Here is a 22,734-nt window from a genome sequence, read left to right as displayed (position 1 = left end):
ATGCGCCGCGCAATGCTTCAATGCCATTGCCGCTAAATTATACATATCCAGCGGAAAAATAAGGTGATGCGCCAATAGAAGCCCACCTTGTAGATGGGTTGATTGTATGAATGTGGATTCAATTGGCACATGGATTGCTTAATTTTACGGCAAGCCGGCGCATGCCGGGATTTTGACTATTGATTTACAGCGGGTTTGGCAAATGGGCGACTTTTTAAAAATAAAAGAGTTGGGTTATCTCCAGCGGGGGCTGGATTTGACCGTTACCCGTGTCAACTCCGTGGCTGCCAATATCGCCAACGCCGAAACCCCTGGATACAAAGCGGTAAACGTGGAGTTCGAAAAAAACCTGGCGGCGGCCATGGGCAAAGATTTCGGCATGACCGGAACCAACCCCAGGCATTACCCGTTGATGGGCAAAGGAATCAATGGCGTCCAGCCCGAGATAACCCAGGTTGTAGAGGGCGCCAGGCTGGATGGAAACACAGTAAACCCGGACCAGGAGATGAACAATCTGGTGTCGGCCCGGATGGAATACGAAACCATGATAGCGGCGCTCAACAAAAAATTGTCCGGCGTGACAAGCGTCCTGCAAAGCGCCGGAAGATAAGGAGAGATAAGCCATGGACCTGATGACTGCCATGAAAATAAGCTCAAGCGGCATGAGCCTCCAGAGGACCAGGATGAACGTGATATCCAGCAACCTCGCCAACATCAACACCACCCGGACGCCCGAAGGGGGGCCCTATCAAAAGAAGATGGTGGTGGCTTCCGCCGTTCCCGTGGCGGAGGGAGGGTTCGGCCAGGCTCTGGACGGCGCCATCCGCGAAGCGCAGGTGGTGGAGATAAAGTCGGACAAAAGCCAGCCCAAGATGGTGTTCGACCCATCCCATCCAGACGCCGACGAAAATGGATACGTGGCCATGCCCAACGTAAACGTCATGGAGGAAATGCTGGACATGGTAAACGCGTCCCGTTCGTTCGAGGCCAACGCCACGGCGGTGAACACCGCCAAGACCATGGCCCAGCGGGCTCTTGAGATAGGCCAGAGATAACAGATAAACCGGTTGAACTGAAAGATGAAGCCAGTGAGTAATAGAGGCGGGAGGAATAAATGGTAGAGTTTCTGAAAAAAGTCTGGGCCCAGTTGCTGGAAGCCAACAAGAGTCTTCCCGCATCCAGGAAAGCGGCCATGGCGATGGTGGCTGTGCTGGCGCTGGGGGGCATATTGGGGGCGGCCTACCTCTCCAAGAAGCCGGACTACCAGGTGCTTTTCTCCGGCCTGTCGCATGAGGACTCCGGGGCCATAACCCAGAAACTGTCGGAGGCGCAGATTCCCTATCAGCTCATGTCCGACGGCACGGCCATAATGGTGCCCTCCGAAATGGTGCATGAACAGAGGCTTAAACTGGCTTCCGAGGGCTTGCCAGTGGGCGGCGGCGTTGGATTTGAGATATTCGACAAAACCACCTTCGGCATGACAGATTTCGTGCAGAAACTCAATTTCAAACGCGCCCTTCAGGGCGAACTGGCCCGCACCATAGGCCGGTTCAAAGAAGTAAGGTCTTGCCGGGTGCATATAGCGTTGCCCGAGAAAAAACTTTTCACCAAGGACAAAGAGGAGCCCACCGCTTCCGTCATCCTTCAGCTGGCCACAAGCCACGGGCTTAACAAGGAGCAGGTGATGGGCATCGCCCACCTGGTGGCCTCATCGGTGGAAGGATTGAAACCCGAAAACGTGACGGTGGTGGACGTGAACGGCAGGCTTCTTTTCGGCGGCGAAACCTCCGACGAGGCGGCCCGGCTATCGTCCACCCAGCTGGACTATAAAACCAATGTTGAGAAAGACCTGGAGAAACGCATCACCAGCATGATCGAAAACGTGGTGGGGTATGGAAAAGCCGTCACCCGGGTGAGCGCGGAGATTGACTTCACCAAGACCGAGCGCACCGAGAAAAAGTTCGACCCCAACAGCCAGGTGGCCCGGAGCGAACAGAGAAGCGAGAATAAATCCGTAGGCGCCCAGTCGCCGGTGGGTGTACCCGGGGTGGCCAGTAACGTACCGGGGGGTGAAGAGGCCCAGATGACGGCGGGAACGCCACCCTCAAGCACAGCTACCCAGGAAACGGTGAATTATGAGATAAACGAGGTGGTTTCCCATTCGGTTGATCCGGTTGGGGCCATCAAGAAACTTTCTATCGCATTGATTGTAGATGGGAAATACGCCACTAAAGAAGGCGGCCAGCCTGGCGAAAAGGAATACCAGCCGCGTACTGACGAAGAACTGAGTCAGCTTTCAGAGCTTATAAAGACCGCCGCCGGTGTGGATGCCGCCCGGGGGGACGCTGTTACGGTCCAGTCAGCCCCGTTCGACACTTCCCGCGCCGAGGCCGGGCTGGAGGAGGAAGCCGCGGTATCTGGACTGCCCATGATGGACATATTAAAATATGTAGGGATAGGGGCGTTGGTGTTGATAGTGTTCCTCTTCATGATCCGGCCGGTGCTGGGTTGGATAACCGCCACCAGCCGGGAGATGGAAGAGCTGAGGGCCTTCCCGCAAACAGTCCAGCAGATGGAAGCCCGGATGGGGATAAAACCGGGGGTCGAAGAAGAAACGGATTACCGGGCGAAAATCCGCCAGATGATCATGGAAAACCCGAAATCATCCGCGGAAATGCTCCGCGAATGGCTGAAATCGCGGCGTTAATCACTATAGGTTGAAAACAGGAATATAAAGCCATGGCCGGTCCAGAAAGAAAAAACCTGTCGGGTCCCGAGAAGGCGGCGGCCCTGCTCATCGCCGTGGGTGACGACCTGGCGTCAAAAATTCTCGCCGAGATGGACGAGAACGAGATTCAGAAAGTCTCCATGTACATGAGCACCATGACCAGTGTGTCCAACGAGCTTCTCAACAATATCGTGGAGGAGTTCGTGGATCTTATCGAGTCGGGCCGGGGCGGTTACGCCTCGGGCGGGCGCGAGTACCTGCGGAAGGTCCTGGAAAGCGCCCTGGATCCCAAGAAGGTAGGGGAGATACTGGACAGGGTGACCGCCGGTGAGGAGGAGAACGTTGGCGGCGGCCTGGAAGCGGTGCGCCATCTGGATCCTAAGACGGTGGCATCTTTCCTGCGTAACGAGCATCCGCAGACGTGCGCCATAATCCTGGCCCATCTGGATCCTCAACACGCCGCTTTGGTTATAAAAGAACTGCCTGAGAAGTTCCAGTCGGAAGTCACTTACCGCATCGCCACGCTGGAGCGCATACCGCCGGGCGTCATAAAAGAGCTGGACGAGGCGCTGGCCCACGAGTTCCGCACCACGGGAGCCATGGAAGGAAGCCAGCTGGGCGGCCTGGAGTCGGTGGCGGAAATAATAAACAGCATGGACCACGCCACGGAAGTAAACGTGCTGTCGGAGATAGAGGCGCTCAACCCGGAGCTGGCCGAAGGCATAAGGCAGAGGATGTTCGTGTTCGAGGATATGATAAAGATCGACGACCGCGGCATGCAGACCATCCTCAAGGAGATAGACCAGAACGAGCTGTTGGTAGCCATGAAAACCACCAGCGAGAAGCTGAAGGACAAGATTTTCGCCAACATGTCCGAACGCGCGGCCTTGATGATGAAGGAAGACCTGGAAACGATGCCGCCTGTCCGGCTGTCGGAAGTGGAGAAGGCCCAGCAGTCCATCCTGCGGGTGGTAAAACGGCTGGAGGAAGAGGGCAAGGTGGTGCTGGCCGGAGGAGGCGAAGAGCTTGTCTAGGATATACAAAGGCGAGGCCGCCAAACAGGCCAGGAACTTCCAGCTGGCGGACTTCACAAAGGCCAGCGAGGTGGAGGCCTTCCGCAAAACGGCGGAGTTTGTGCCAGACAAAGAAGCCCCCACCGGACCGCCGGAGTTCATTCCGGGCGGATTCGATTTTGATTACAAAGGAGGGCTTCGCCGGGACGAAATCCTGCGCCGCTCCATGGACGAGGCGGAAGAAATAGTCAGCGCCGCCCGGGCCCAGGCCGGAGTTATCCGGGACCAGGCGCGGAACGAAGGCTATACCCAGGGCCACAAAGATGGATACACCGCAGGCTTGAAAGCCGCCGATCCGGTGATGACCACGTTCCAAAGCCTGGTAAAAGAACTTATGACGGCCCGGGATGTTTTTTACGGGCAGGCCGAGGAGGAAATGGCCCACCTTGTGATAAACGTGGCCGCCGCGGCTCTGGGTAACGAGATCGAGAAAAATCCCGCTTTAATCAGGAACGTTATCCGTAGCGCCGTGCGAAAACTGCAGGCCAGGGAAGATATGATTATCCACATCAATCCCCAGGACATGGCCGAAGCCGAAAAGTTCAGGCCGGAACTGGGTAAAGAAGTGGAAGACATAGACAAGGTGACCTTCAAGGGCGACCCGCTGATAACCCGTGGCGGATGCATGCTGGAGACCAACATAGGCTCCATAGACGCCAGGGTGGAAACCCAGCTGGAGTCAATGCGGGAAAGCCTGCTTAGGGCCATAGAAGAGAGCAAAATAGAAAATGGTTAAGCTGGATTTCACCAGGTTTAACGAGGCCATAGCCAAAAGCCGCCCCATTAAGGTTTCCGGCAAAGTTGCCAGGGTGGTGGGCCTTGTGGTGGAGGGAATAGGGCCGGACCTTTCCATCGGCGGCGTGTGCGACATATTTCCCAAAGAAGGGGGCGAGCCCATAAGCGCCGAGGTGGTGGGTTTTTCCGGCAACAGGATTTTGATGATGCCCTTGGGGGAACTGCGCGGAATCTCGCCGGGATGCCACATAGCCGTGCGTAGCGAGACCGCCAATTTCAAGGTGGATAACAATGTGCTGGGCCGGGTGCTAAACTCCATGGGCCAGCCGGTGGACAGCTTGGGCCCCCTGCTTTGCAAAGAGGAGCGCTCCCTTTACGCCGATCCCATCAACCCCCTTTTGCGGCGCAGGATTTCACAACCTTTGGATTTGGGATTGCGCTCCATAAACGGCCTGCTCACCGTGGGCATGGGGCAAAGGATAGGCATCATGGCCGGAACCGGCGTGGGTAAATCCGTCCTGCTGGGAATGATGGCCAAATACACCAACGCCGACATAAACGTGATAGCCCTCATAGGTGAGCGGGGGCGTGAGGTTCGGGAGTTCATAGAGAAAAACCTGGGTGAGGAGGGTATGAAACGGAGCGTTGTGGTGGTGGCCACCTCCGACAACCCGCCGCTCATCCGTTTGCGCGGGGCTTATGTGGCCACCGCCATCGCCGAATATTTCCGCGACCAGGGTAAAAACGTCCTGTTGATGATGGACTCGCTAACCCGTTTCTCCATGGCCCAGCGGGAAATCGGCCTTTCCGTGGGTGAGCCGCCGGCCACCAAGGGTTATACCCCATCCGTGTTCGCCGCCTTGCCCCGTCTTCTGGAGCGGGCCGGCACGTGCGACGGGCCGGGCTCCATAACCGGCCTTTACACGGTGCTTATCGAGGGAGACGACATTTCAGAACCCATATCCGACGCCTCCAGGGCCATACTGGACGGCCATATAGTGCTATCGCGCCGTCTGGCTTCGCTGGGGCATTACCCCGCGGTGGACGTGCTTTCATCCATAAGCCGCGTCATGGTGGATGTTACCTCCCAGCAACACCAGCAACTGGCCATAAGGTTCAGGGAGCTATACGCCACCTACCGGGAGGCCGAAGACCTGATTAACATCGGCGCTTATGTGGCCGGTTCGAATAAAAGGATAGACCTGGCCCTGGCGAAGATAGACGCCATGACCACGTTCCTTAAGCAGAGGATCGAAGAGTCCTCGCCGCTTCCCGCTTGCGTGGAAGCCATGAAGAACATCCTGGCGTAGGATACCGGAAATGTTCAGATACAGGCTGGAGCCACTCCTGAGGTATCGAAAAACCCTCGAAGACGAGCGGAAGCGGGGATTGGCCGAGGCTAACCGCCGGTATTATGAAGAGCTTGAGAAAATCGACCACATGGAACATGAGAAGTCCGCGGTGATGGGGGAAGTAACCCATATGATGCAAACCGCCCCGGACGCGGGAATGCTGATTTTTTACGACTCGTACATGAAAGGCGTCAAAACCGACATCAAGTATGAGAGCGAACAGGCGGAACAGGCCTTGCAGATAGTGGACATGGAGCGTCAAAAGCTCATCGAGGCGGTGAAGAAGAAGAAGATCATCGAGGCCCACCGGGAGCGGGAATGGGAACGGTATGACGCGGAAGAGTCCCGGAAGGAGAGGATAGGCGCCGACGAGATGGCGCTTATGCGGTTCTCCAGGGGCTATAATCCAGGAGCATAGGCCGTAAAAAGACGGCGGGAAAAACATGACACGCAAAAAAAAGTTACTGGCGCTGGCGGTGGTGGCCATCACGATAAAGGTGGTAGCCATCATGTACGTCTTGAACTGGTTCACCCTGCCCGGCGCCGCCGAGGCCCAGACCCAGCCCACAGCCGCTGAAGAAACCGCCAATGGAAAAGAATCCACCCTGCAAACCGGCGGCGCGCCCAAACCAAAAAAAATAGAGGAAGGGGCGCTGGATATTGAAATCCTTCAGGAGGTGGAAAAACGCCAGAAGACGCTGGACGCCAAGGAAGAGGAGTTAAAACAGAAAGAGGAGCGGCTCAACGCCCTGCAGACAGATCTGGACAAGCAGATATCTGAACTGCAGGCCACCCAGGCCAAGATAGACGACCTTATAAAACAGAGGGGTGACCTGGAGGAGACCTCCGTCCAGAAACTTGCCAAGACTTATTCCTCTATGGCCCCGGAAAACGCCGCCGCTCTCATCCAGCAACTGGATCCCGCCATCGCCGTCCGTGTAATTTCGGCCATGAAAGAGCGTAACGCCGCCCGGGTGCTTTCAGCCATGCCAGCGGATATCGCTTCCAAGCTATCGGAAAAGATAGTCAAGAAAAGATAGCCAGTTTGACCAGGAGTATCTTTCCAATTAGTTGGAGGGTATTTTGAAAATGTCAGGGATTGTTACAGTGTCCAACAATGCCGGAGAAGTGGAACGGGAAGACGGGAGAAAAAATAAAACCGGTTTATCGTAGAATCGGCGGCAGTTGCAGGCTTTGTTCCCTGGCTTTCCTGGCGACGGCTATTTTGCATCCCATCACAGCCACCGGGCCGTATTTTTCATTGAACCGGGTCATCAGCTTTTCAAGGTCATTGATTTGAAAAGTATGGTCGTTTTCCAACGTTTCACCTGTGTCATCGGTGGAAATGCCCACATCTTTCACGACCTCCAGGGTTTTATGGCGGCCAATTATGCCCATCTCCCTCTGGATGACCAGGTCAATAAGGATTTTATAGCTCACGTTCAGTCTCCGGCGCTAGAGAAGATGTAATCACCACAATCAAGGTTCTTGAGCGCATCGATATATTTGCGTATATCTTTGTTGATGATTGAGCCATGTTGCGAGGCGATCATCTTGATATCCAGGTTGTCCAGCTTGTTCATGGCGTGGCGCAATATCTGGTTGGAGGGCATGTAGTTTTCGTGGAACGCTTTCATGGCCTCCATGTAGTACTCGTTGGCGTAAAGGCTCCAATCGAAAGAGAAGCCGCCAAACAGGTCGCCAGAGAAAAGGATTTTGCTATTGGCGTCGTATGTCATGTAAGCGCCGGGGAAATGCAGATAGGGGGTGAAGATGAACTTCAACTCCCTGCCGGACTTTAGCGTGAGCTTCCAGTCGTGCTGGTCTATATTGTAAAACTCCGACCTTACGCCGTAATGGGCGATGAGGATTGTGGCGCGGGAATGGGCCACCACGTTGCACTGCCCCTCGGTTCCGTAAATAAGCTCCTCAAACCTGGGTATGGAGGCGCACAGGTCTGGATCCTGATGTGTCACGATGATGTTGGATATCTGGTTGAACGAAACCAGCTTGCACAGCTTGGATAAAACCACGGGGAAATGGGGGATGGAGCCCGGATCGAACACCACTGCCTCATCACCGTCAATCATAAGATAGGGATTGCAATGGAAGCCGGCGTTTTTATCGTTGAAGCCGATCCACCAGATGTTCTCGGCTATTTCAACCGGTTTGGATACATCGATATCGTCAGAGTTCATTACTTTCTCCAAACGGGGTGGCGCACCCCAATGATTTCCCCCCACTTCAAACTTAATACTAGCATAACCCGAACCGCGGTTCCAGATGGTTTATAACAGTTATAAACTTTTATTCACCCAGCGATGGCTGTTGCAATGGTTACGCTCATTTCCTAATTTAAACTTAATCAATAAATAGCTTTGCATTGTGACTTTTAGTAATAAAATGAAGACGAGCTTTTGTTGATCGCCGCCACCTTAAAGTGGCGCCTCGGCCTGTTGTTCAAAGGGGAGGGTAGTCTATGGACTGTGAGAGAATCCGGTTCTGGAGGCGGTATGTTTAAGATCGACATAAAAGGTTTTAACGCCCTTCTCAGTTTCCTGCGCCATGCGGGTTACGCCGCTTTAGGCCCCACCATTCGAGACGGCGCGATCGTTTATGATGAAATCGGCTCCACGGAGGACATGCCCGTGGGCATGGGGGATGCGCAGGAGCCGGGCCGGTACCGCCTGGCTAAACGGGACGACGATGCCATCTTCGGTTACGGCACAAGCCCCCAATCATGGAAAAAATACTTTAACCCGCCCAGGTCAAAACTTTTTACCGCCGTCATGGATGGCGCGGGTTTTAAGGTTGTTGAAGAAAAGCCGCCCGCAACGAAGCTTGCCCTCATAGGCGTTCGCCCGTGCGAACTGGCCGCCCTTAAAATCCAGGACAAGATATTTTTCGGCGGCGAATTCGCCGACAAGGCCTATCAGGCCCGGCGGGAGAACGTTTTGATAATCGCCGTCAACTGCACGGCTCCATGCGGAACATGCTTTTGCGCCTCCATGAATACAGGCCCCGCCGCCACAGGGTTTTACGACATCTGCCTGACGGAAGTGTTAAAGCCTGGCGTTCATTATTTCGTGGCCTTGTCCGGGTCGGAGATGGGGAAGGTGATCTTGTCCGGGTTGCCCGGCTCCCCTCTGGGCGATCAGGAAAGGCAGGAAGCTGAAACCCTGATGAAAGCCGCCGGGCAAAAGATGGGAAGAAAGCTGGACACCACAGGCATCAAGGAGCTTCTCTACGGCAGTTACGAGAACAAGCGCTGGAACGAGGTGGCGGAAAGATGCCTGGCCTGCGCGAACTGCACGATGGTGTGCCCAACCTGCTTCTGTTCAGGCGTGGAGGATGTGACGGACCTTTCCGGCCAAAAGGCCGAGCGGTGGAAGAAGTGGGACTCCTGTTTTGAAAAGGATTTTTCGTACATCCACGGCGGGAGCGTAAGGCAGACCCATCTTGGCAGGTACCGGCAATGGATGATACACAAGCTGGCCGCGTGGCATGACCAGTTCGGCTCGTCGGGGTGCGTGGGATGCGGCCGGTGCATAACCTGGTGCCCTGTGGGGATAGACATTACCGAAGAGGCCGCCGCCATCCGGGCAAGCTCAACGGCTGGCGCCCACGGTTCCGGAGACAAATAAAATCAGGGGGGGGCTATAAAGCCATGATTCGCTCGCTGGAAACGATACTCACTCAAAGCCAGTTTCTGCAAGGCCTGAAGAAGGAGCATCTGGAGCTTCTTACCGGTTGCGCCTCCAACGTGCGGTTCAACGCCGGGGATTACATCTTCCGGGAGGGGGAGGAAGCCAACCAGTTCTTCCTTATCCGCCAGGGGAGGGTGTCGCTGGAGCTGAACAGCCCCAATAAGGGGCCAATCATCATCCAGACCCTATCCGAGGGGGACATAGCGGGCTGGTCGTGGCTCATTCCGCCATACCGCTGGATGTTCGATGGCCGCGCCATGGAGCTTACCCGCGCCATCGCCCTGGACGGCAAATGTTTAAGGACCAAATGCGAGGCTGACCACGACCTGGGGTATGAGTTGTTCAAGCGGTTCTCACACATACTTTGGGACAGCCTGCACGCCGCCAACATCCAGCTTCTGGATCTTTACGGTGGCGCCAAAGCGATGAAAGCCTGACAGCGCTTCCGGGCGCCAAACGAGAGGGGATAATGAGCGACATTATGACTCCGGAGCCTTACGTCATCAAAAAGACGTGGGTGGAGACTTACGATACGTTCAGCTTAAGCGTGGCTCCAGCCCGCAACGGCGGCGGGCCGCCCAAATTCAGCCCCGGCCAGTTCAACATGCTTTACGTTTTCGGCGTGGGGGAGGTCCCCATATCCATAAGCGGCGACCCGGCGGAAAATTCGGATATCATCCACACCGTGCGCGCCGTGGGGGCGGTGACCAACGTCATGCGTGACCTGAAAAAAGGGGACTATCTGGGTCTGCGCGGCCCATTCGGGAACGGCTGGCCTGTAAAAGACGCCGAGGGGCATGACGTATTGATAATAGCCGGAGGCATAGCGCTGGCCCCGCTCCGCCCGGCCATTTATCACGTGCTGGCCAACCGGGAAAAATACGGGAAAGTGACACTGTTGTATGGGGCAAGGTCCGCCCAGGACATCCTCTATACGAAGGAGCTTGAGCAATGGCGCTCCGGCATGGATGTATTAGTGACGGTGGACCGGGGCGGTAATGGCTGGAAAGGGGAAGTGGGGGTGGTGACGAGGCTTATCGGCAAGGCGCGGTTCGACCCCCTGCACACCATGGCTTTTGTTTGCGGGCCGGAAATAATGATGCGTTACACCGTGATGGAGCTTGCGCGGCGCCAGGTGGCCGCCGGGAACATAATGGTGAGCATGGAGCGGAGCATGCGGTGCGGCGTGGGGCTTTGCGGGTTCTGCCAGTTCGGCCCCCATTTTGTTTGCAAGAACGGCCCTGTGTTCCGGTACTCGGAAGTCTCCCACATATTTACAAAACGGGAGGTGTGAGCCATGGCCAGAACCGCGAAGAAAAAACTGGGGGTGTTCAAGTTCGCCTCCTGCGACGGGTGCCAGCTGTCATTGCTGGATTGCGAGGACGAGCTTCTGGCAGTGGCCGGGGCCATAGACATAGCCAATTTCCTTGAAGCCTCCCGCGAGGTGATCAAAGGCCCTTACGACCTGGCTCTGGTGGAAGGCTCCATAACCACCCCCCACGATGAGGAACGCATCCACAAGGTTCGCCGCCAGTCGAAGTTTTTAGTGACCATCGGCGCCTGCGCCACGGCGGGGGGCATCCAGGCGTTGCGGAACTTCGCCAACGTGAAGGAGTACACCAACATCGTGTACGCCCGGCCGGATTATATCTCCACCCTTTCCCGCTCAACGGCCATCGCCGACCATGTGCCGGTGGATTTTGAATTACGCGGATGCCCCATAAGCAAGACCCAGCTGGTGGAGACCATAAGCGCATACCTGTTCGGCAGACGGCCCAACATACCCACATACAGCCTGTGCGTGGACTGCAAACGAAAGAACTATGTTTGCGTCATGGCGGGGCATGGCACGCCCTGCATGGGGCCGGTTACGCAAACCGGATGCGGGGTTTTATGCCCGTCGTTCAACCGGGGCTGTTACGGATGTTTCGGCCCCATGGAAACGCCCAACACGGCGTCGGTTAGCGGGCAGTGGAAAACCCTTGGGATGGACGATGACGGGATAATCCGCGCCTATCGCGGGTTCAACGCGAATTCCGAGGCTTTCCGCAAGGAGAGTGAGGCCCATGAAAGAAAAAGCCATGAAGATTAAGGTGGACGCCCTGGCCCGGGTGGAGGGGGAGGGCGCCATGTATGTAAAGGTCACCGGCGGCAAGGTGGCCAGCGTGAAGCTTACCATATACGAGCCGCCCCGGTTTTTCGAGGCGTTTCTGCGCGGCAGGGCTTTCACCGACGCGCCGGACATCACGGCCAGAATCTGCGGCATATGCCCCATCGCATACCAGATGAGTTCCGTCCATGCCATGGAGTCGGCCCTGGGGGTGAAGGTGGAGGGTCAATTGCGGGCGTTGCGGCGGCTAATCTATTGCGGCGAGTGGATAGAAAGCCACATCCTGCACATATACATGCTTCACCTGCCGGATTTCCTTGGATACCAGAGCGCCATCCACATGGCCAAAGACCATCGGGATGCGGTGGAGCTGGCGCTGAAACTGAAAAAGGTTGGCAACGAGATTGTGCAAACCCTTGGCGGGCGGGAGATCCATCCTGTAAACGTGCGGGTGGGCGGGTTCTACCGCGTCCCCGAACGAAAAGAGTTGGAGCCTCTGCTGGAGAAGCTGAAATGGGCGCGGGACGGGGCTGTTCAAACGGTGAAGTTCACCGGGTCGCTGAACTTTCCGGAGTTCGAGCGGGAATACGAGTATGTGAGCATGCGGCATCCGGACGAATATCCGTTCAACGAGGGGCGGCTGGTCTCCAGCAAGGGGATAGACATAGCCCTGAACGAATACGAGAACCATTTCGAGGAGGAGCACGTGGCCCATTCCAACGCGCTCCGTTCGTTCATCAAGGGGCGCGGGGCATATTTTGTTGGCCCTATGGCCCGGTACAACCTGAATTTCGACAGGCTACCGCAAGTTGCGCAGGATGCGGCAAGGCAGGCTGGGCTGGGCGAAACGGTGCACAATCCGTTCAAGAGCATTGTTGTGAGGGCTGTGGAAACCCTGTTCGCCGTGGAGGAGGCCATTCGCATAATAGAAAATTACGAGCGCCCCGCCAAACCGCATGTGGAGCTGATCCCCAAAGCCGGATCCGGTTGCGGCTGTTCCGAAGCGCCCCGGGGAATCTGCTGGCACCGTTACAGGCTGGACGATAAGGGAATAATACAAGAGGCCAAGATAGTGCCCCCCACCTCCCAGAACCAGCGGATAATCGAGCAGGACTTGGCGGACTACACCTCAAAATATCTGGACCTGCCGGAAGACAAGCTTACCTGGCAGTTGGAACAGGCCATAAGGAATTACGACCCGTGCATCTCCTGCGCCACCCACTTTTTGAAACTAAAGGTGGAGAGGGATTGAATCCGCAAGGTTTATTAGGCTAATAACGTTATTAAAGATATGGTTGAATAACGTTGACTGGATGAAAAAATATCAAGTTTCAAGACCTGACCCCATGTCCTCTTTGCGCTTCACCGGGGTCGCCTGACCCCGGTCATCTTTAAACAACGACAGTAGCGACAGGAATCCGTGGTCGGGCGACCACGGTGAAGCGGTAAGAATATCCCCAATAGTGGGAACATTGTCATGCCGGGCTTGACCAGGCATCGGGGCATCGTCTATTCCCCGTTGAGTCTCTGATCCCGGCTCGCGCTACGCTTGGCCGGGATGACAAATGGCGCTCCGCGAGATGTTTTCCACCTCGGACAGAGGGAATGTCATGGTTCGTGGCTCGGCAAGCTCGCCATAACTCGCTCGCCCTGACATTCACCACATCACCCGCTAAAAGTGGCCGGGTCGTAGTTCAAATCGTTCGGATAAATAGCGAAGTAATCCATTCACATCACCGAACCGGCCCAGGCGCGGATGCCAACGTCGCCCAATGCTTCCCCGTGGTCGCCCGACCACGGATTTCTTAAAGACCGAGGTCAGCGACCTCGGGGACGCGGTTAAACGGTGACCTCGGGGAAGCGAGACTGAAATACGCGACCCGGGGAAGCGAGATTGAGGTTAGCAACCTGGGGGAAACGGCAAATGGTGATTGCGACAACTATTTGGGAATCTGAATTACTGTAAGGGATTTATTTTTGGAGCGGGCGACGGGGCTCGAACCCGCGACCCTCAGCTTGGGAAGCTGATGCTCTACCAACTGAGCTACACCCGCATTTCCTTTGAGGAAGGGAAATTATAGCATAACCGCCAAGAGTTGCCATGGGGCCTGTGAAATAACCTTTTTTACCCGCAAGACGCGGCTCACTTCTTTGGCGTTTCCACCTCGCCGGTAATGATCAAAGTGGCCATTGGAATCCGGGGGTCGTTGGTTTCAACCTGATACTCCAGCCGGATAAAGCCCTTGGCCGGGGTTTTAACCGGTAACATTATGGGTTTCTGCCCGCCAGGAGCCAGCGTGAACGCCTCCACTGGAGCTTTTTCCCGCACCGGCGCTCCAACAGCGTAAACCCCTTTCTTAAGATAAACCCCTGTCACCACCAGTTCCTTCGAACCGTCGTTTCGCACGTTGAACCAGGCTTCCACCACGCTTTCCGGCGGCGCTTTGTTTAGCCGGACAAGCGAAGGCTCCAGCGTTACCCTGGGGGCCGGGGCTCTTACAACCTCGCCGGTTATCAGCGCGTCCACCTTTGGCCGGGCCTCGTCGTTGGATAGAATTGTCACCTGTTTGGTGAACGGCCCCGGACGCAACGCCGAATCGAAAACAATCGTCACGCCGGAAGACTCTCCCGGACCGATATTTTTAGAGTCTATCTGCGACGTTGTGCACCCGCATGAAGGGATTACGTCCTTCACCACCAGGGTTTCGTTCCCCTCGTTGGTTATGGTGAACCGGCGTGATACCTTGTCGCCCTCATTTATTTTCCCCAGGTCATGTTTTGCGGGCGTAACTTTTATAGAGGGCCCGGCAAAGGCCGAGGGGGCCGCGCCCGTAGCCGAAAATAAAAAAGCCGCCATGGCGCAAACCAGGACGGCTTTTTTTGTATTAATGCAATCGAGTAAATCACTCATGGCAATATACCGGCTGGAGCTATTTCACCCGCTCCATGTATTTTCCCTCGGTGGTGTCCACCCGGATTTTCTCGCCCACCTCCACAAACTGCGGAACCTGCACGATAAGCCCCGTCTCCAGTTTCGCCGGTTTGGGCGTGCTTGTGATGGTGGCGGTTTTCAACGAAGGCTCGGTTTCCACCACCCTAAGCTCCACCATCCTGGGGGGAGTTACGCCAATGGCCTTTCCGTCATAATATTCCACCTGCACCCTGGTGTTGGGCAGAAGATATTCCAGAACCCCGGCCAGATCGTCTTTTGAAAAGAACACCTGCTCGTAGCTTTCGGTGTTCATGAAGCAGAAGCCAGCCGGATCCTCATACAGGTATTCCATCTCGTGCTGTTCTAGCGCGGCGCGTTCCACTTTCTCTTCTGTGCGGAGCCTCACCTCTGTCTGGTTACCTTGAAGGACATTGCGCAGTTTCAACTGGGCGTAGGCCCCGCCCTTGCCGGGCTTAACATGCTCCGTGGCCATTACGCGCCACAGCTGTTTATCGTATATTATTAAATACCCTACGCGGACTGACCCGGCATTTATAACGGCCGCCATTTTTCGAGATACTCCCTTGTTCTCAAGATAAAAAGAATCTCAAATGATACCTGTTAAGCCTTTCACGAACAAGGGAATTTAGCCTATAAGGCCATTATGATGGCAATTTGCCGATGATAGCCGGTCAACCTTCCTCACCCACGCGTCTTCGGCAGTCTTCCAGTAAATCCCGCAATGTCCGCTCTAGTGGTATGGCTGGGCGCCAGCCGCACAGTTTTTCCAACTTTTCACGGGAGCCGAAAATAGCAGGGTTTTCGGAGGGGCGGGCCTTACCCATGTCCAGTTCATGCCTGATTTGGGGTGTTTGAGATAATCCAACCAGAGTTTTATAAATCCACTCCACGGTCACAGCGCCGCCGGAGCATACGTTATACGTTTCTCCCCTTTCCCCCTGGCGCAGGATTTTTACATACGCTTCCACCACGTCCCGCGCGTCCGTAAAATCCCGTTGCGAATCCAGGTTGCCGGTGCGGATCACAGGCTCGGCTTTTCCCGCCTCTATACGGGCGATTTGCATGGCGAATTCCGGCGCAACGAATTTTCCCCGCTGGCCCGGCCCGGTATGGTTGAAGGGTCTCGCTATCATCACCGCCAGGCCTGGGTTGGCCGCGTACTGACGGCAAACCAGCTCCAGACAGTATTTGGAAACGGCGTATGCGCTAACCGGCCGCGCCTCCCGGGTTTCCGCCAGCGGGTTTTCCTCGGGCCGGACAAGCCCGTAAACCTCCGAACTGCTGGTGTATAAAAATCTTACTTTCGGGCTATGCGTGGCCGCCGCCTCCAGCAGGTTCACGCCGGTCATGAAATTACTCTTATATGCGTTCACCCTGTCCAGCGCCGCGTCTCCGGGGAAGGACACCGCCGCAAGATGATATATCCCATCCGGGGCCACTTCTTTTATTAAACCGGCCACCTCTTCAGGATTCTCCAGCGACACCTTGAAATGCCGGCCCGGAACCGTTGACGCTGGCGGATTATCGCGGTAAACGCCGAACACCTCCGTTCCCGGTTCCCGCGCCAGCAAACGAGCCAGATGCGCTCCCACGAACCCGGAAACTCCGGTGATCAACGCCCGCATTGTCGCCCTATATACATCATTTCTCGCTTTGGACAGTGATTACCATTACAAACCTTGAATTGGCCTCCCGCCCGCCAGCCGATTGCAGAAACGAGCCGCCAAACGATTCTTCCACGCTATCCACACCACCCAGCGCTACCGAGCCAGGATCGTCCAGAACGATCATGGTGGCGGCGTTTTTAACGGTAAAGCTATTATTACCACCATCGTAAGAGCTTACCTCCGGCTCCAGGCTTAAGGCTATCTTTCCGCCAGTTATGGTTTTCGCCCGCGCAACGAAGCTTGTGCCAGCATTCTTAAATGTCACGTCCTTCTCTATATAACCATACCGGACAAGATAACCGGCAAAGGGGACGCTTTCCCCCACGAATATCCGGCCCGTCTGGTTCTCCATTACCCGTAGAAACTGTTTTTTCGTGGATCGCGCGTTCTTTAACAGCTGGTGGACATCCACTTGCGCTCCCGGCGAACCTGGCGCCGGGATAGTGGCCACGGCAAATCCCGCCCCCTCCACGCGCCATTGCAGATTAAGCCCCAAAGAGTTTATCCGCTCTTCCTCGAAAAACTCCACTTCTATCCTTATGTTCTTCGGCGCCCTGTCCAGCCTCTTTATCAGCTTGCGGGCCTCTTCCACATTGACGGGACGGTCGTTAACTATAATGATGTTGGACGACTCGTCCACCGACATCTTCCCCTCCGGGCTCAACACTAGTTTCACCGCCCCGGCCATGTCGCCCGCCTGCCCGTAATAAATCTCGAACACTTCCACAACCTTCTGGCAATAGGCGGGTCCGGAGGACAATAGAATGACGATGACTGAAACCGTAGCCCATATCAACCTGAACATGGGGTCAATTATACCGTCATGCCGCGGGCGCATATCCAAAAAAAGCCTTCCACCCGTAAAGGCTATTGCCTGGGCGGGCCTGGGTAAGTATATTTGCGGAAACAAACGGACATCGCCATCATTATGCGGCCATTTCGCCATACCCGTGGTTTTACGCTGGTGGAGCTTGTGGCGGCGCTTTCAATAGCGTTTATCCTTGCGGTGGCCGCGGCGCCATTGTTTTCCAACGGCGGATTGAGCCTTCACGAAGCCGTGGAGGTGATGAAAGCGGATATACGTCATACGCAAGTGTCCGCCATGAACCGGGGCGTGTCCCGCTCCCTCCAATTCATAAACGGAAACCGCTCTTACACTTATGATGCGGCGGCGGACGGCTCCGGCGGGAATGAACGTGATCTTTCCCCGCTGGGTGGCGGAGTTTATATCAACACCACGGTCTCCGTAACCTTCAACTCGCTTGGTGAACCCTTGTCGCCAGCCCAGGTAACGATAATTTCCGGCGAAGGCTCCAAAACCGTATCCGTGGCCGGATATACAGGGATGACCTCGGCGCAATGATTCGGAACAAAAGCGGCGCCACCCTTGTGGAGATCGTCATGACGGTCATGGTTATCTCCATCGCGGCAATGGCGCTCGGCGCGCCTTTGATGACAGCCTCCCGCGCCACGGGCTCCAAATGGTTTTATAAACGCGCCGCTCTGGCCAACCTGGCCCGCCAGCAGGCGGAGCTTGTCGCCAGGGATTTTGCGGGCCTTACGCCAACCCAATGGAGCCAGCAAGCGGTGTCCCTGGCCGCCACCTCTCCTGTCGCCATGCCCGACAAGGTTATGGACGGCGTTACTTATAGAGCCACCCGTTCGTTCACCTGTTTATCAAGTGACCTTGCGACGCAAGACCCCGCCTGCGCCGATGGGTTCGTATTGGTGACCGTCACCATTACTTCGTCGCCTGACGGGGATACATACACACTAACCTTCCTGAAAACGGCTGGCGGAGTTTGATTGATGCGCTTACTGAACCGCTCCCGCCCCGCTAAAGGTTACACGCTGGTTGAACTGGTTGTGACGATGGCTATTCTGGGCTTTATCGGGCTTGGCGTTTCCGGCTATTTTTCAAATGCGCTGGGATTATATTTATCCGCCGCGCTGGAAAACAACATTTCGGAGGAGACCGGAGCCGCGCTAGAACGCATATCCAGAGAGCTACAATCCGCCGCGCCACAGGCTCCCGGCGGCGAGGCTGTCTCTTCACCGGCCCGGGGCGCATCATCTTCTACCCTGACGATTAACCGCCCCTCCGCCATGGATTGCGTAGCGTGCGTGGACAAGTCCGCAGTTGTAACATTCAACCTCAATCAGGCCTACCGGGCGCTTTACAGAACCACCGCCCAGTCCGGCCCCGTGGTTTTGACAGACAACGTAACATCTTTTAGCGTGACCGCCAGCGACGATTCCCCGGAGCTTCGCCACTTCACAATCTCCATCACCCGCGAAAAGAACGGAGCCCAAGCCGTGATGGAAACCTCCGTGTTCCCGCCGGGAACAAGGGATTTGAACTGGCGCGAGGTTATCAGATGAAACCGGGGCGGGGGAACCGGGGCATGTCCGCATTGCTGGTGGTGATCATCATGGCGGGGATAACCTCGCTTGGGTTGGCGGCGCTTATGGTTTCCTCCGCCTCCTTCGCCCCCCCGGCGGACACGGGGCGGAGCGTGACCGCGTTTTATGCCGCCCAGTCGGGGCTGGAATGGTTCCGCCAGAGGGTTTCGGGTTACACCACGTCGAACCGCCAGATTATAGAAAACCTGGACGGAACCACAATGCGTCTTGGCCAGAATGGGCCGGAATTTTCTCTGACCGCGGTTTATGTGGACGCCGACAGTAACCCCCAAACCGATGATATCGTCACCATCACATCCACGGGCCGGTGGGCCGCCGGTGATGGCAATTTCTCCCGTACCGTATCCACCAGCCTTACCATACCCGCTGGAGGCTCCGCTCCGTATTTTATGGACAGCTTCGACCAGCCAGACACGGATGTCATGGACACCTATTATGAAACCGGCCAGGCTTCCGCCGCCCATGCGGTGGTGACCCCATACGCCACGGTTACGACACAGTCCGGCGGAGACACTTTAAACTTAATTACCCACCCCTCCGAACCGGGCGGGATAGCGAGTATATTGAAAATAACGGCTCAGGGTGACACCCGCTTATTAATCCACACCGCCGCGTGTTTCAAGTTGAACACCCTTGGCGCGGGCGACCCTTGCGCCTATGCCCAATGCCAGTCCGCCGCGGGCTGTTTCGCCCGGCAGGGGATAAACATTGCGCCGGACCAGGCGGGGTATCAGAACTATTTTATCAAGACCAGGGTCAAGCTGGTTTCCGGCGCCGGGTTCGGGCTTTATTTCCGCGCCTCCTACCCGTCCCAAGCCGACCCCAACCTGGTGGATTTGGGCGGCCTTACAGGCTATATCTGGCAATACGACATGAACATTGGTTACATCGCCCCGTGCGACACATTTTCTGCCGTGTTCGGGAACGACGGCGCGGGCATGTTACTCACCCGCAAGGTTTTCATGGGGAGCGAAACCTGTGCCACGGGATGTGAGGTTTTCAATTCGCAAAATCCGGATACCACATATCCCTTCTTCTGCCCGGAGAACCGCACAGGGTTGACGGCGCTGAATGGCTGGCGCTGGGGCAACGGCAACTGGACGGGGTTGTGGCGGACGGTTTACATATATGTTTATCAAAACATGGCTTCAATCTATCTTGGCCTGGAAGAGATAACCGCAGGCCAGGGATCGGAAACCCAGCCGTATCTTGTGGAAACAGTGTTATTGGATTCGGCGGGAACGGCCATAGCCACCGGAGACATCGGTATACGCGCCTGGGGTGGCTCCGTAATATTGATGGACTACTTCGCCATATACCCCAATGATTTAAACTACGATCCGTCAACGTTTAGCGGATAAGGGAAGGGGGCCTGCTATAACAAATCAACGTAAAGTCTTCCACTCTGCCAATACGAGATAGATTTCGCCATCTCTTCGGTTTTGTTGTGGCTGATTTTCGTGTGAAGGATTAATGCGGCCGATTTTCCGATTTCCCGTGGTCGCAGGCCATGGTTTTCTCTGCTTAGGCCCCTCCATTGATGAGAAGGGCCTTGGGAGGGTGAAAAAATGCAAATATCAACTATATGCCCCCTCATCCGGCCCTTCGGGCCGCCCTCTCCCATATGCCCTAGCTTTTCTTGCAAATCACGAACAATAAAGGATATACTAAATCTTTTTGACGATGGAGGGGGGCGTTGAACAAAAAGAAAGCCTGGTCCGGCAGGTTTACGGAACCCACCCATCCGCTGGTGGAAAAATTCAACGCCAGCCTGGGGTTCGACCGGCGGCTGTACCGCCACGATATCGCCGGGAGCCTGGCCCACGCCGAAATGCTGGGCCGCCAGGGGATAATACCTAAAAAAGACGCCGCCGCCATCGTGACCGGCCTGAAGAAAATTGAGCTTGAAATAACCTCCGGCTCCTTCAAGTTCGACGATGCCGACGAAGACATCCACATGGCCGTGGAACGGCGGTTGAAAACCATCATAGGCCCTGCCGGTGGAAGGCTTCATACCGCCAGGTCCAGGAACGACCAGGTGGCCACGGCGTTCCGGCTGTTCATGCGGGACTCGGTGGACGAGACCATCGCCCAGATCCGGCGTCTCCAGAAATCACTTTACAACAAGGCCGTGGAGCATCTGGACACCATCGCGCCAGCCTACACCCATCTCCAGCCCGCCCAGCCCATCAGGCTGGCCCACTGGTTCCTGGCATATTTCGAGATGCTGGGGCGCGACGCCGAACGATTTATAGATATGCGGAAGCGGATAAACGTGCTTCCCCTGGGTTCTGCGGCGCTGGCAGGAACCAATTTCCCCATAGACAGGGAATGGGTGGCGAAAAAACTGGGGTTCGACTCCATCTCCAAAAACAGTCTGGACGCGGTGGGAGACAGGGATTTCGTAGCGGAGTTCCTTTTCGCCTGCTCCATGACCGGCGTTCATCTGTCCCGGATTTCCGAGGAGCTTATAATTTTCACCACCAACGAGTTTGGGGTGATGGAGCTTCCGGACGCCTTCTGCACCGGTTCTTCAATAATGCCGCAGAAGAAAAACCCGGACGTGCCGGAGCTGGTCCGTGGCAAAACCGGCAGGCTGGCGGGCAACCTTGTATCCCTGCTCACCACCATGAAAGGCCTGCCCCTGGCGTATAACAAAGACCTCCAGGAAGACAAGGAGCCGGTGTTCGACTCGTTCGACCAGCTGGTGATCATGCTGGAGCTGATGGCGGACATCATATCGGCCCTAAAAGTGGACACCGCTAAACTTTCCAAACGGGCTGGTGAGGGTTACATGACGGCCGTGGACGTGGCCGACAGGCTGGTGATGAAAGGCGTTCCATTCCGCGACGCCCACGAGATAGTAGGCCGGCTTGTGCGGGCATGCGTGGAAAAAGGGGTGGATTTCGGCGGGCTGGACATCAGGGAACTTTCAGCCATAGACCGGCGCCTGCTTGGGATAAAACCCGGGAAGATAACCCCCCAGAACTCGGCGGACGGTAAAAACACTCCCGGTGGCGCCGCCCGGCGGCGGATTTCGGCCCGGCTCAAGGAGATAGGTCGGGAGATGAAAAAATGGTGAAACCTGCGGGTTTTCCGGCGATTGCGGCCATGGTGGCGCTGGCGGTTATTATGCTGGCGGCCGGGTGTGGAAGGAAAACACCACCTGTCATGCCAAAACCCTCTCAAGGCTCGGCAATCGCCCTGCCCGGGCTAATATAAAAAATCAATTTTGTTTATTGACTTTAAAGTCCAATAATTATAAATTACACGTTTACTTTTTAAATTGGCTTAAAAATTGCCATGCCGGCGTAGCTCAGTTGGTAGAGCAGCTGATTTGTAATCAGCCGGTCGGGGGTTCGAGTCCCTTCGCCGGCTCCAGTTAAGGTTTTTCAGGTCCGGGCGGGCCAGGGTTTTATATAGAAGGATTTGGTGCGGGGAGGTTCCCGAGCGGTCAAAGGGAGCAGACTGTAAATCTGCCGGCTCAGCCTTCGAAGGTTCGAATCCTTCCCTCCCCACCATATATAAGATGGGCTTTGAAGCCGGGGCGGGAATAGCTCAGTTGGTAGAGCATCAGCCTTCCAAGCTGAGGGTCGCGGGTTCGAGTCCCGTTTCCCGCTCCATAAAAGCGGAGTTAACGGTAAAGCGATAGCGCCCAAGTAGCTCAGTGGTAGAGCACTTCCTTGGTAAGGAAGAGGTCATGGGTTCAATCCCCATCTTGGGCTCCAGATATGTTTCGGAGTGGTGGCGCGCTGTTCTTTTAGCGTTTTGGAAAAGGCGCGGCGCGGTTGATGTTTTTAAGATGGCAAAACTTTAGGGAACACGAGCAGGAGCGCTAACGAAAATGGCTAAAGAGGTATTCAAGCGGGACAAGCCGCACGTGAACGTTGGTACGATAGGGCACGTGGACCACGGCAAGACTACGTTGACCGCGGCGATCACCGAGGTGTTGAGCAAGAAGGGCTGGGCGGAGTACATACCGTTC

The 22,734-nt window shown here is 55.9% G+C and carries 26 protein-coding genes and 5 tRNA genes; 24 read left to right on the top strand and 7 right to left on the bottom strand.

Annotation, left to right across the window (positions count from 1 at the left end; translation table 11 throughout):
* The first annotated feature begins 202 nt into the window (after positions 1–202).
* The 8 genes from flgB to HY751_03570 are packed head-to-tail and all read left to right on the top strand — an operon-like array spanning position 203 to position 6,928.
* Positions 203–610, top strand: a complete 408-nt coding sequence (gene flgB, locus HY751_03605) for a flagellar basal body rod protein FlgB (GenBank protein ID MBI4665477.1) — start codon at positions 203–205, stop codon at positions 608–610.
* A gap of 13 nt (positions 611–623) precedes the next feature.
* Positions 624–1,055 carry a flagellar basal body rod protein FlgC gene (gene flgC / locus HY751_03600; protein MBI4665476.1) on the top strand — a complete coding sequence of 144 codons (432 nt, stop codon included), beginning with the start codon at positions 624–626 and terminating at the stop codon, positions 1,053–1,055.
* A gap of 59 nt (positions 1,056–1,114) precedes the next feature.
* Positions 1,115–2,707, top strand: coding sequence for a flagellar M-ring protein FliF (gene fliF / locus HY751_03595; GenBank protein MBI4665475.1), 1,593 nt, complete (start codon positions 1,115–1,117; stop codon positions 2,705–2,707).
* Positions 2,708–2,739: 32 nt separating this feature from the next.
* Positions 2,740–3,762: a flagellar motor switch protein FliG gene (fliG, locus tag HY751_03590; protein MBI4665474.1), complete on the top strand. Its 1,023-nt coding sequence runs from the start codon at positions 2,740–2,742 to the stop codon at positions 3,760–3,762.
* Positions 3,755–4,537: a hypothetical protein gene (locus HY751_03585; protein ID MBI4665473.1), complete on the top strand. Its 783-nt coding sequence runs from the start codon at positions 3,755–3,757 to the stop codon at positions 4,535–4,537. The genes fliG and HY751_03585 overlap by 8 nt, the downstream gene beginning before the upstream one ends.
* Positions 4,530–5,846: a FliI/YscN family ATPase gene (locus tag HY751_03580; GenBank protein MBI4665472.1), complete on the top strand. Its 1,317-nt coding sequence runs from the start codon at positions 4,530–4,532 to the stop codon at positions 5,844–5,846. The genes HY751_03585 and HY751_03580 overlap by 8 nt, the downstream gene beginning before the upstream one ends.
* A 10-nt stretch (positions 5,847–5,856) precedes the next feature.
* Positions 5,857–6,306 carry a flagellar export protein FliJ gene (gene fliJ, locus HY751_03575; protein MBI4665471.1) on the top strand — a complete coding sequence of 150 codons (450 nt, stop codon included), beginning with the start codon at positions 5,857–5,859 and terminating at the stop codon, positions 6,304–6,306.
* A gap of 25 nt (positions 6,307–6,331) precedes the next feature.
* Positions 6,332–6,928, top strand: coding sequence for a hypothetical protein (locus HY751_03570; GenBank protein MBI4665470.1), 597 nt, complete (start codon positions 6,332–6,334; stop codon positions 6,926–6,928).
* 124 nt (positions 6,929–7,052) lie between these two features.
* Here the strand turns inward: HY751_03570 and HY751_03565 are convergent, their stop codons facing one another.
* Together HY751_03565 and HY751_03560 are read right to left on the bottom strand one after the other, a co-directional pair.
* Positions 7,053–7,328, bottom strand: coding sequence for a hypothetical protein (locus tag HY751_03565; GenBank protein ID MBI4665469.1), 276 nt, complete (start codon positions 7,326–7,328; stop codon positions 7,053–7,055).
* Positions 7,329–7,330: 2 nt separating this feature from the next.
* Positions 7,331–8,086, bottom strand: a complete 756-nt coding sequence (locus HY751_03560; GenBank protein ID MBI4665468.1) for an MBL fold metallo-hydrolase — start codon at positions 8,084–8,086, stop codon at positions 7,331–7,333.
* A gap of 315 nt (positions 8,087–8,401) precedes the next feature.
* Between HY751_03560 and HY751_03555 the strand changes: the two genes are divergently transcribed.
* The 5 genes from HY751_03555 to HY751_03535 are packed head-to-tail and all read left to right on the top strand — an operon-like array spanning position 8,402 to position 12,957.
* Entirely contained in the window at positions 8,402–9,532 is a 1,131-nt protein-coding gene (locus tag HY751_03555; protein ID MBI4665467.1) for a 4Fe-4S dicluster domain-containing protein, read from the top strand.
* 23 nt (positions 9,533–9,555) lie between these two features.
* Positions 9,556–10,032 (top strand): cyclic nucleotide-binding domain-containing protein, encoded by a 477-nt coding sequence (locus tag HY751_03550; GenBank protein MBI4665466.1) that lies wholly within the window; start codon positions 9,556–9,558, stop codon positions 10,030–10,032.
* A gap of 32 nt (positions 10,033–10,064) precedes the next feature.
* Positions 10,065–10,889 (top strand): FAD/NAD(P)-binding protein, encoded by an 825-nt coding sequence (locus HY751_03545; protein ID MBI4665465.1) that lies wholly within the window; start codon positions 10,065–10,067, stop codon positions 10,887–10,889.
* 3 nt (positions 10,890–10,892) lie between these two features.
* Positions 10,893–11,687 carry an oxidoreductase gene (locus HY751_03540; protein ID MBI4665464.1) on the top strand — a complete coding sequence of 265 codons (795 nt, stop codon included), beginning with the start codon at positions 10,893–10,895 and terminating at the stop codon, positions 11,685–11,687.
* A complete protein-coding gene (locus HY751_03535) occupies positions 11,662–12,957 on the top strand; it encodes a Ni/Fe hydrogenase subunit alpha (GenBank protein MBI4665463.1) in 1,296 nt (431 codons plus the stop codon). The genes HY751_03540 and HY751_03535 overlap by 26 nt, the downstream gene beginning before the upstream one ends.
* Positions 12,958–13,683: 726 nt before the next feature.
* On the opposite strand, the gene HY751_03530 is transcribed toward HY751_03535, so the two are convergent.
* From HY751_03530 to HY751_03510, 5 genes are all read right to left on the bottom strand, one after another.
* Positions 13,684–13,759: transfer RNA gene (locus HY751_03530), tRNA-Gly, on the bottom strand.
* An 89-nt stretch (positions 13,760–13,848) separates the two neighbouring features.
* Positions 13,849–14,616, bottom strand: coding sequence for a DUF1573 domain-containing protein (locus HY751_03525; GenBank protein MBI4665462.1), 768 nt, complete (start codon positions 14,614–14,616; stop codon positions 13,849–13,851).
* Positions 14,617–14,635: 19 nt separating this feature from the next.
* Entirely contained in the window at positions 14,636–15,205 is a 570-nt protein-coding gene (gene efp, locus HY751_03520) for an elongation factor P (GenBank protein MBI4665461.1), read from the bottom strand.
* Positions 15,206–15,329: 124 nt separating this feature from the next.
* Positions 15,330–16,283: a GDP-mannose 4,6-dehydratase gene (locus HY751_03515; GenBank protein MBI4665460.1), complete on the bottom strand. Its 954-nt coding sequence runs from the start codon at positions 16,281–16,283 to the stop codon at positions 15,330–15,332.
* Positions 16,284–16,299: 16 nt separating this feature from the next.
* Positions 16,300–17,130 carry a hypothetical protein gene (locus HY751_03510; protein MBI4665459.1) on the bottom strand — a complete coding sequence of 277 codons (831 nt, stop codon included), beginning with the start codon at positions 17,128–17,130 and terminating at the stop codon, positions 16,300–16,302.
* Between the two features lie 123 nt (positions 17,131–17,253).
* Here HY751_03510 and HY751_03505 point away from each other — a divergent pair, with 123 nt between their 5' ends.
* From HY751_03505 to tuf, 11 genes are all read left to right on the top strand, one after another.
* Positions 17,254–17,688, top strand: a complete 435-nt coding sequence (locus HY751_03505; protein MBI4665458.1) for a prepilin-type N-terminal cleavage/methylation domain-containing protein — start codon at positions 17,254–17,256, stop codon at positions 17,686–17,688.
* Positions 17,685–18,131 (top strand): type II secretion system protein, encoded by a 447-nt coding sequence (locus HY751_03500; GenBank protein ID MBI4665457.1) that lies wholly within the window; start codon positions 17,685–17,687, stop codon positions 18,129–18,131. The genes HY751_03505 and HY751_03500 overlap by 4 nt, the downstream gene beginning before the upstream one ends.
* Before the next feature lie 3 nt (positions 18,132–18,134).
* On the top strand, positions 18,135–18,707 hold the full coding sequence (locus tag HY751_03495) for a prepilin-type N-terminal cleavage/methylation domain-containing protein (protein MBI4665456.1): 573 nt from the start codon (positions 18,135–18,137) through the stop codon (positions 18,705–18,707).
* Entirely contained in the window at positions 18,704–20,110 is a 1,407-nt protein-coding gene (locus HY751_03490) for a hypothetical protein (protein ID MBI4665455.1), read from the top strand. Before HY751_03495 ends, HY751_03490 begins: the two co-directional genes overlap by 4 nt.
* A 335-nt stretch (positions 20,111–20,445) precedes the next feature.
* On the top strand, positions 20,446–21,831 hold the full coding sequence (gene argH, locus HY751_03485) for an argininosuccinate lyase (protein ID MBI4665454.1): 1,386 nt from the start codon (positions 20,446–20,448) through the stop codon (positions 21,829–21,831).
* Positions 21,825–21,971 (top strand): hypothetical protein, encoded by a 147-nt coding sequence (locus HY751_03480; protein MBI4665453.1) that lies wholly within the window; start codon positions 21,825–21,827, stop codon positions 21,969–21,971. The genes argH and HY751_03480 overlap by 7 nt, the downstream gene beginning before the upstream one ends.
* An 83-nt stretch (positions 21,972–22,054) precedes the next feature.
* Positions 22,055–22,130: transfer RNA gene (locus tag HY751_03475), tRNA-Thr, on the top strand.
* A gap of 55 nt (positions 22,131–22,185) precedes the next feature.
* A tRNA-Tyr gene (locus tag HY751_03470) sits at positions 22,186–22,270 on the top strand.
* Between the two features lie 26 nt (positions 22,271–22,296).
* Positions 22,297–22,372, top strand: a tRNA-Gly gene (locus HY751_03465).
* Positions 22,373–22,402: 30 nt separating this feature from the next.
* A tRNA-Thr gene (locus HY751_03460) sits at positions 22,403–22,477 on the top strand.
* Positions 22,478–22,593: 116 nt separating this feature from the next.
* Positions 22,594–22,734, top strand: a 141-nt coding sequence (gene tuf / locus HY751_03455; protein MBI4665452.1) for an elongation factor Tu, incomplete at its 3' end; no start/stop codon positions are given.

Source organism: Nitrospinota bacterium (assembly GCA_016208975.1).
In the GTDB taxonomy this organism is placed as follows: Bacteria; Nitrospinota_A; UBA7883; order UBA7883; family JACRLM01; genus JACQXA01.
The sequence above is the reverse complement of the archived record's forward strand: the minus strand, read 5'-3'. Positions and strand labels throughout refer to the sequence as shown.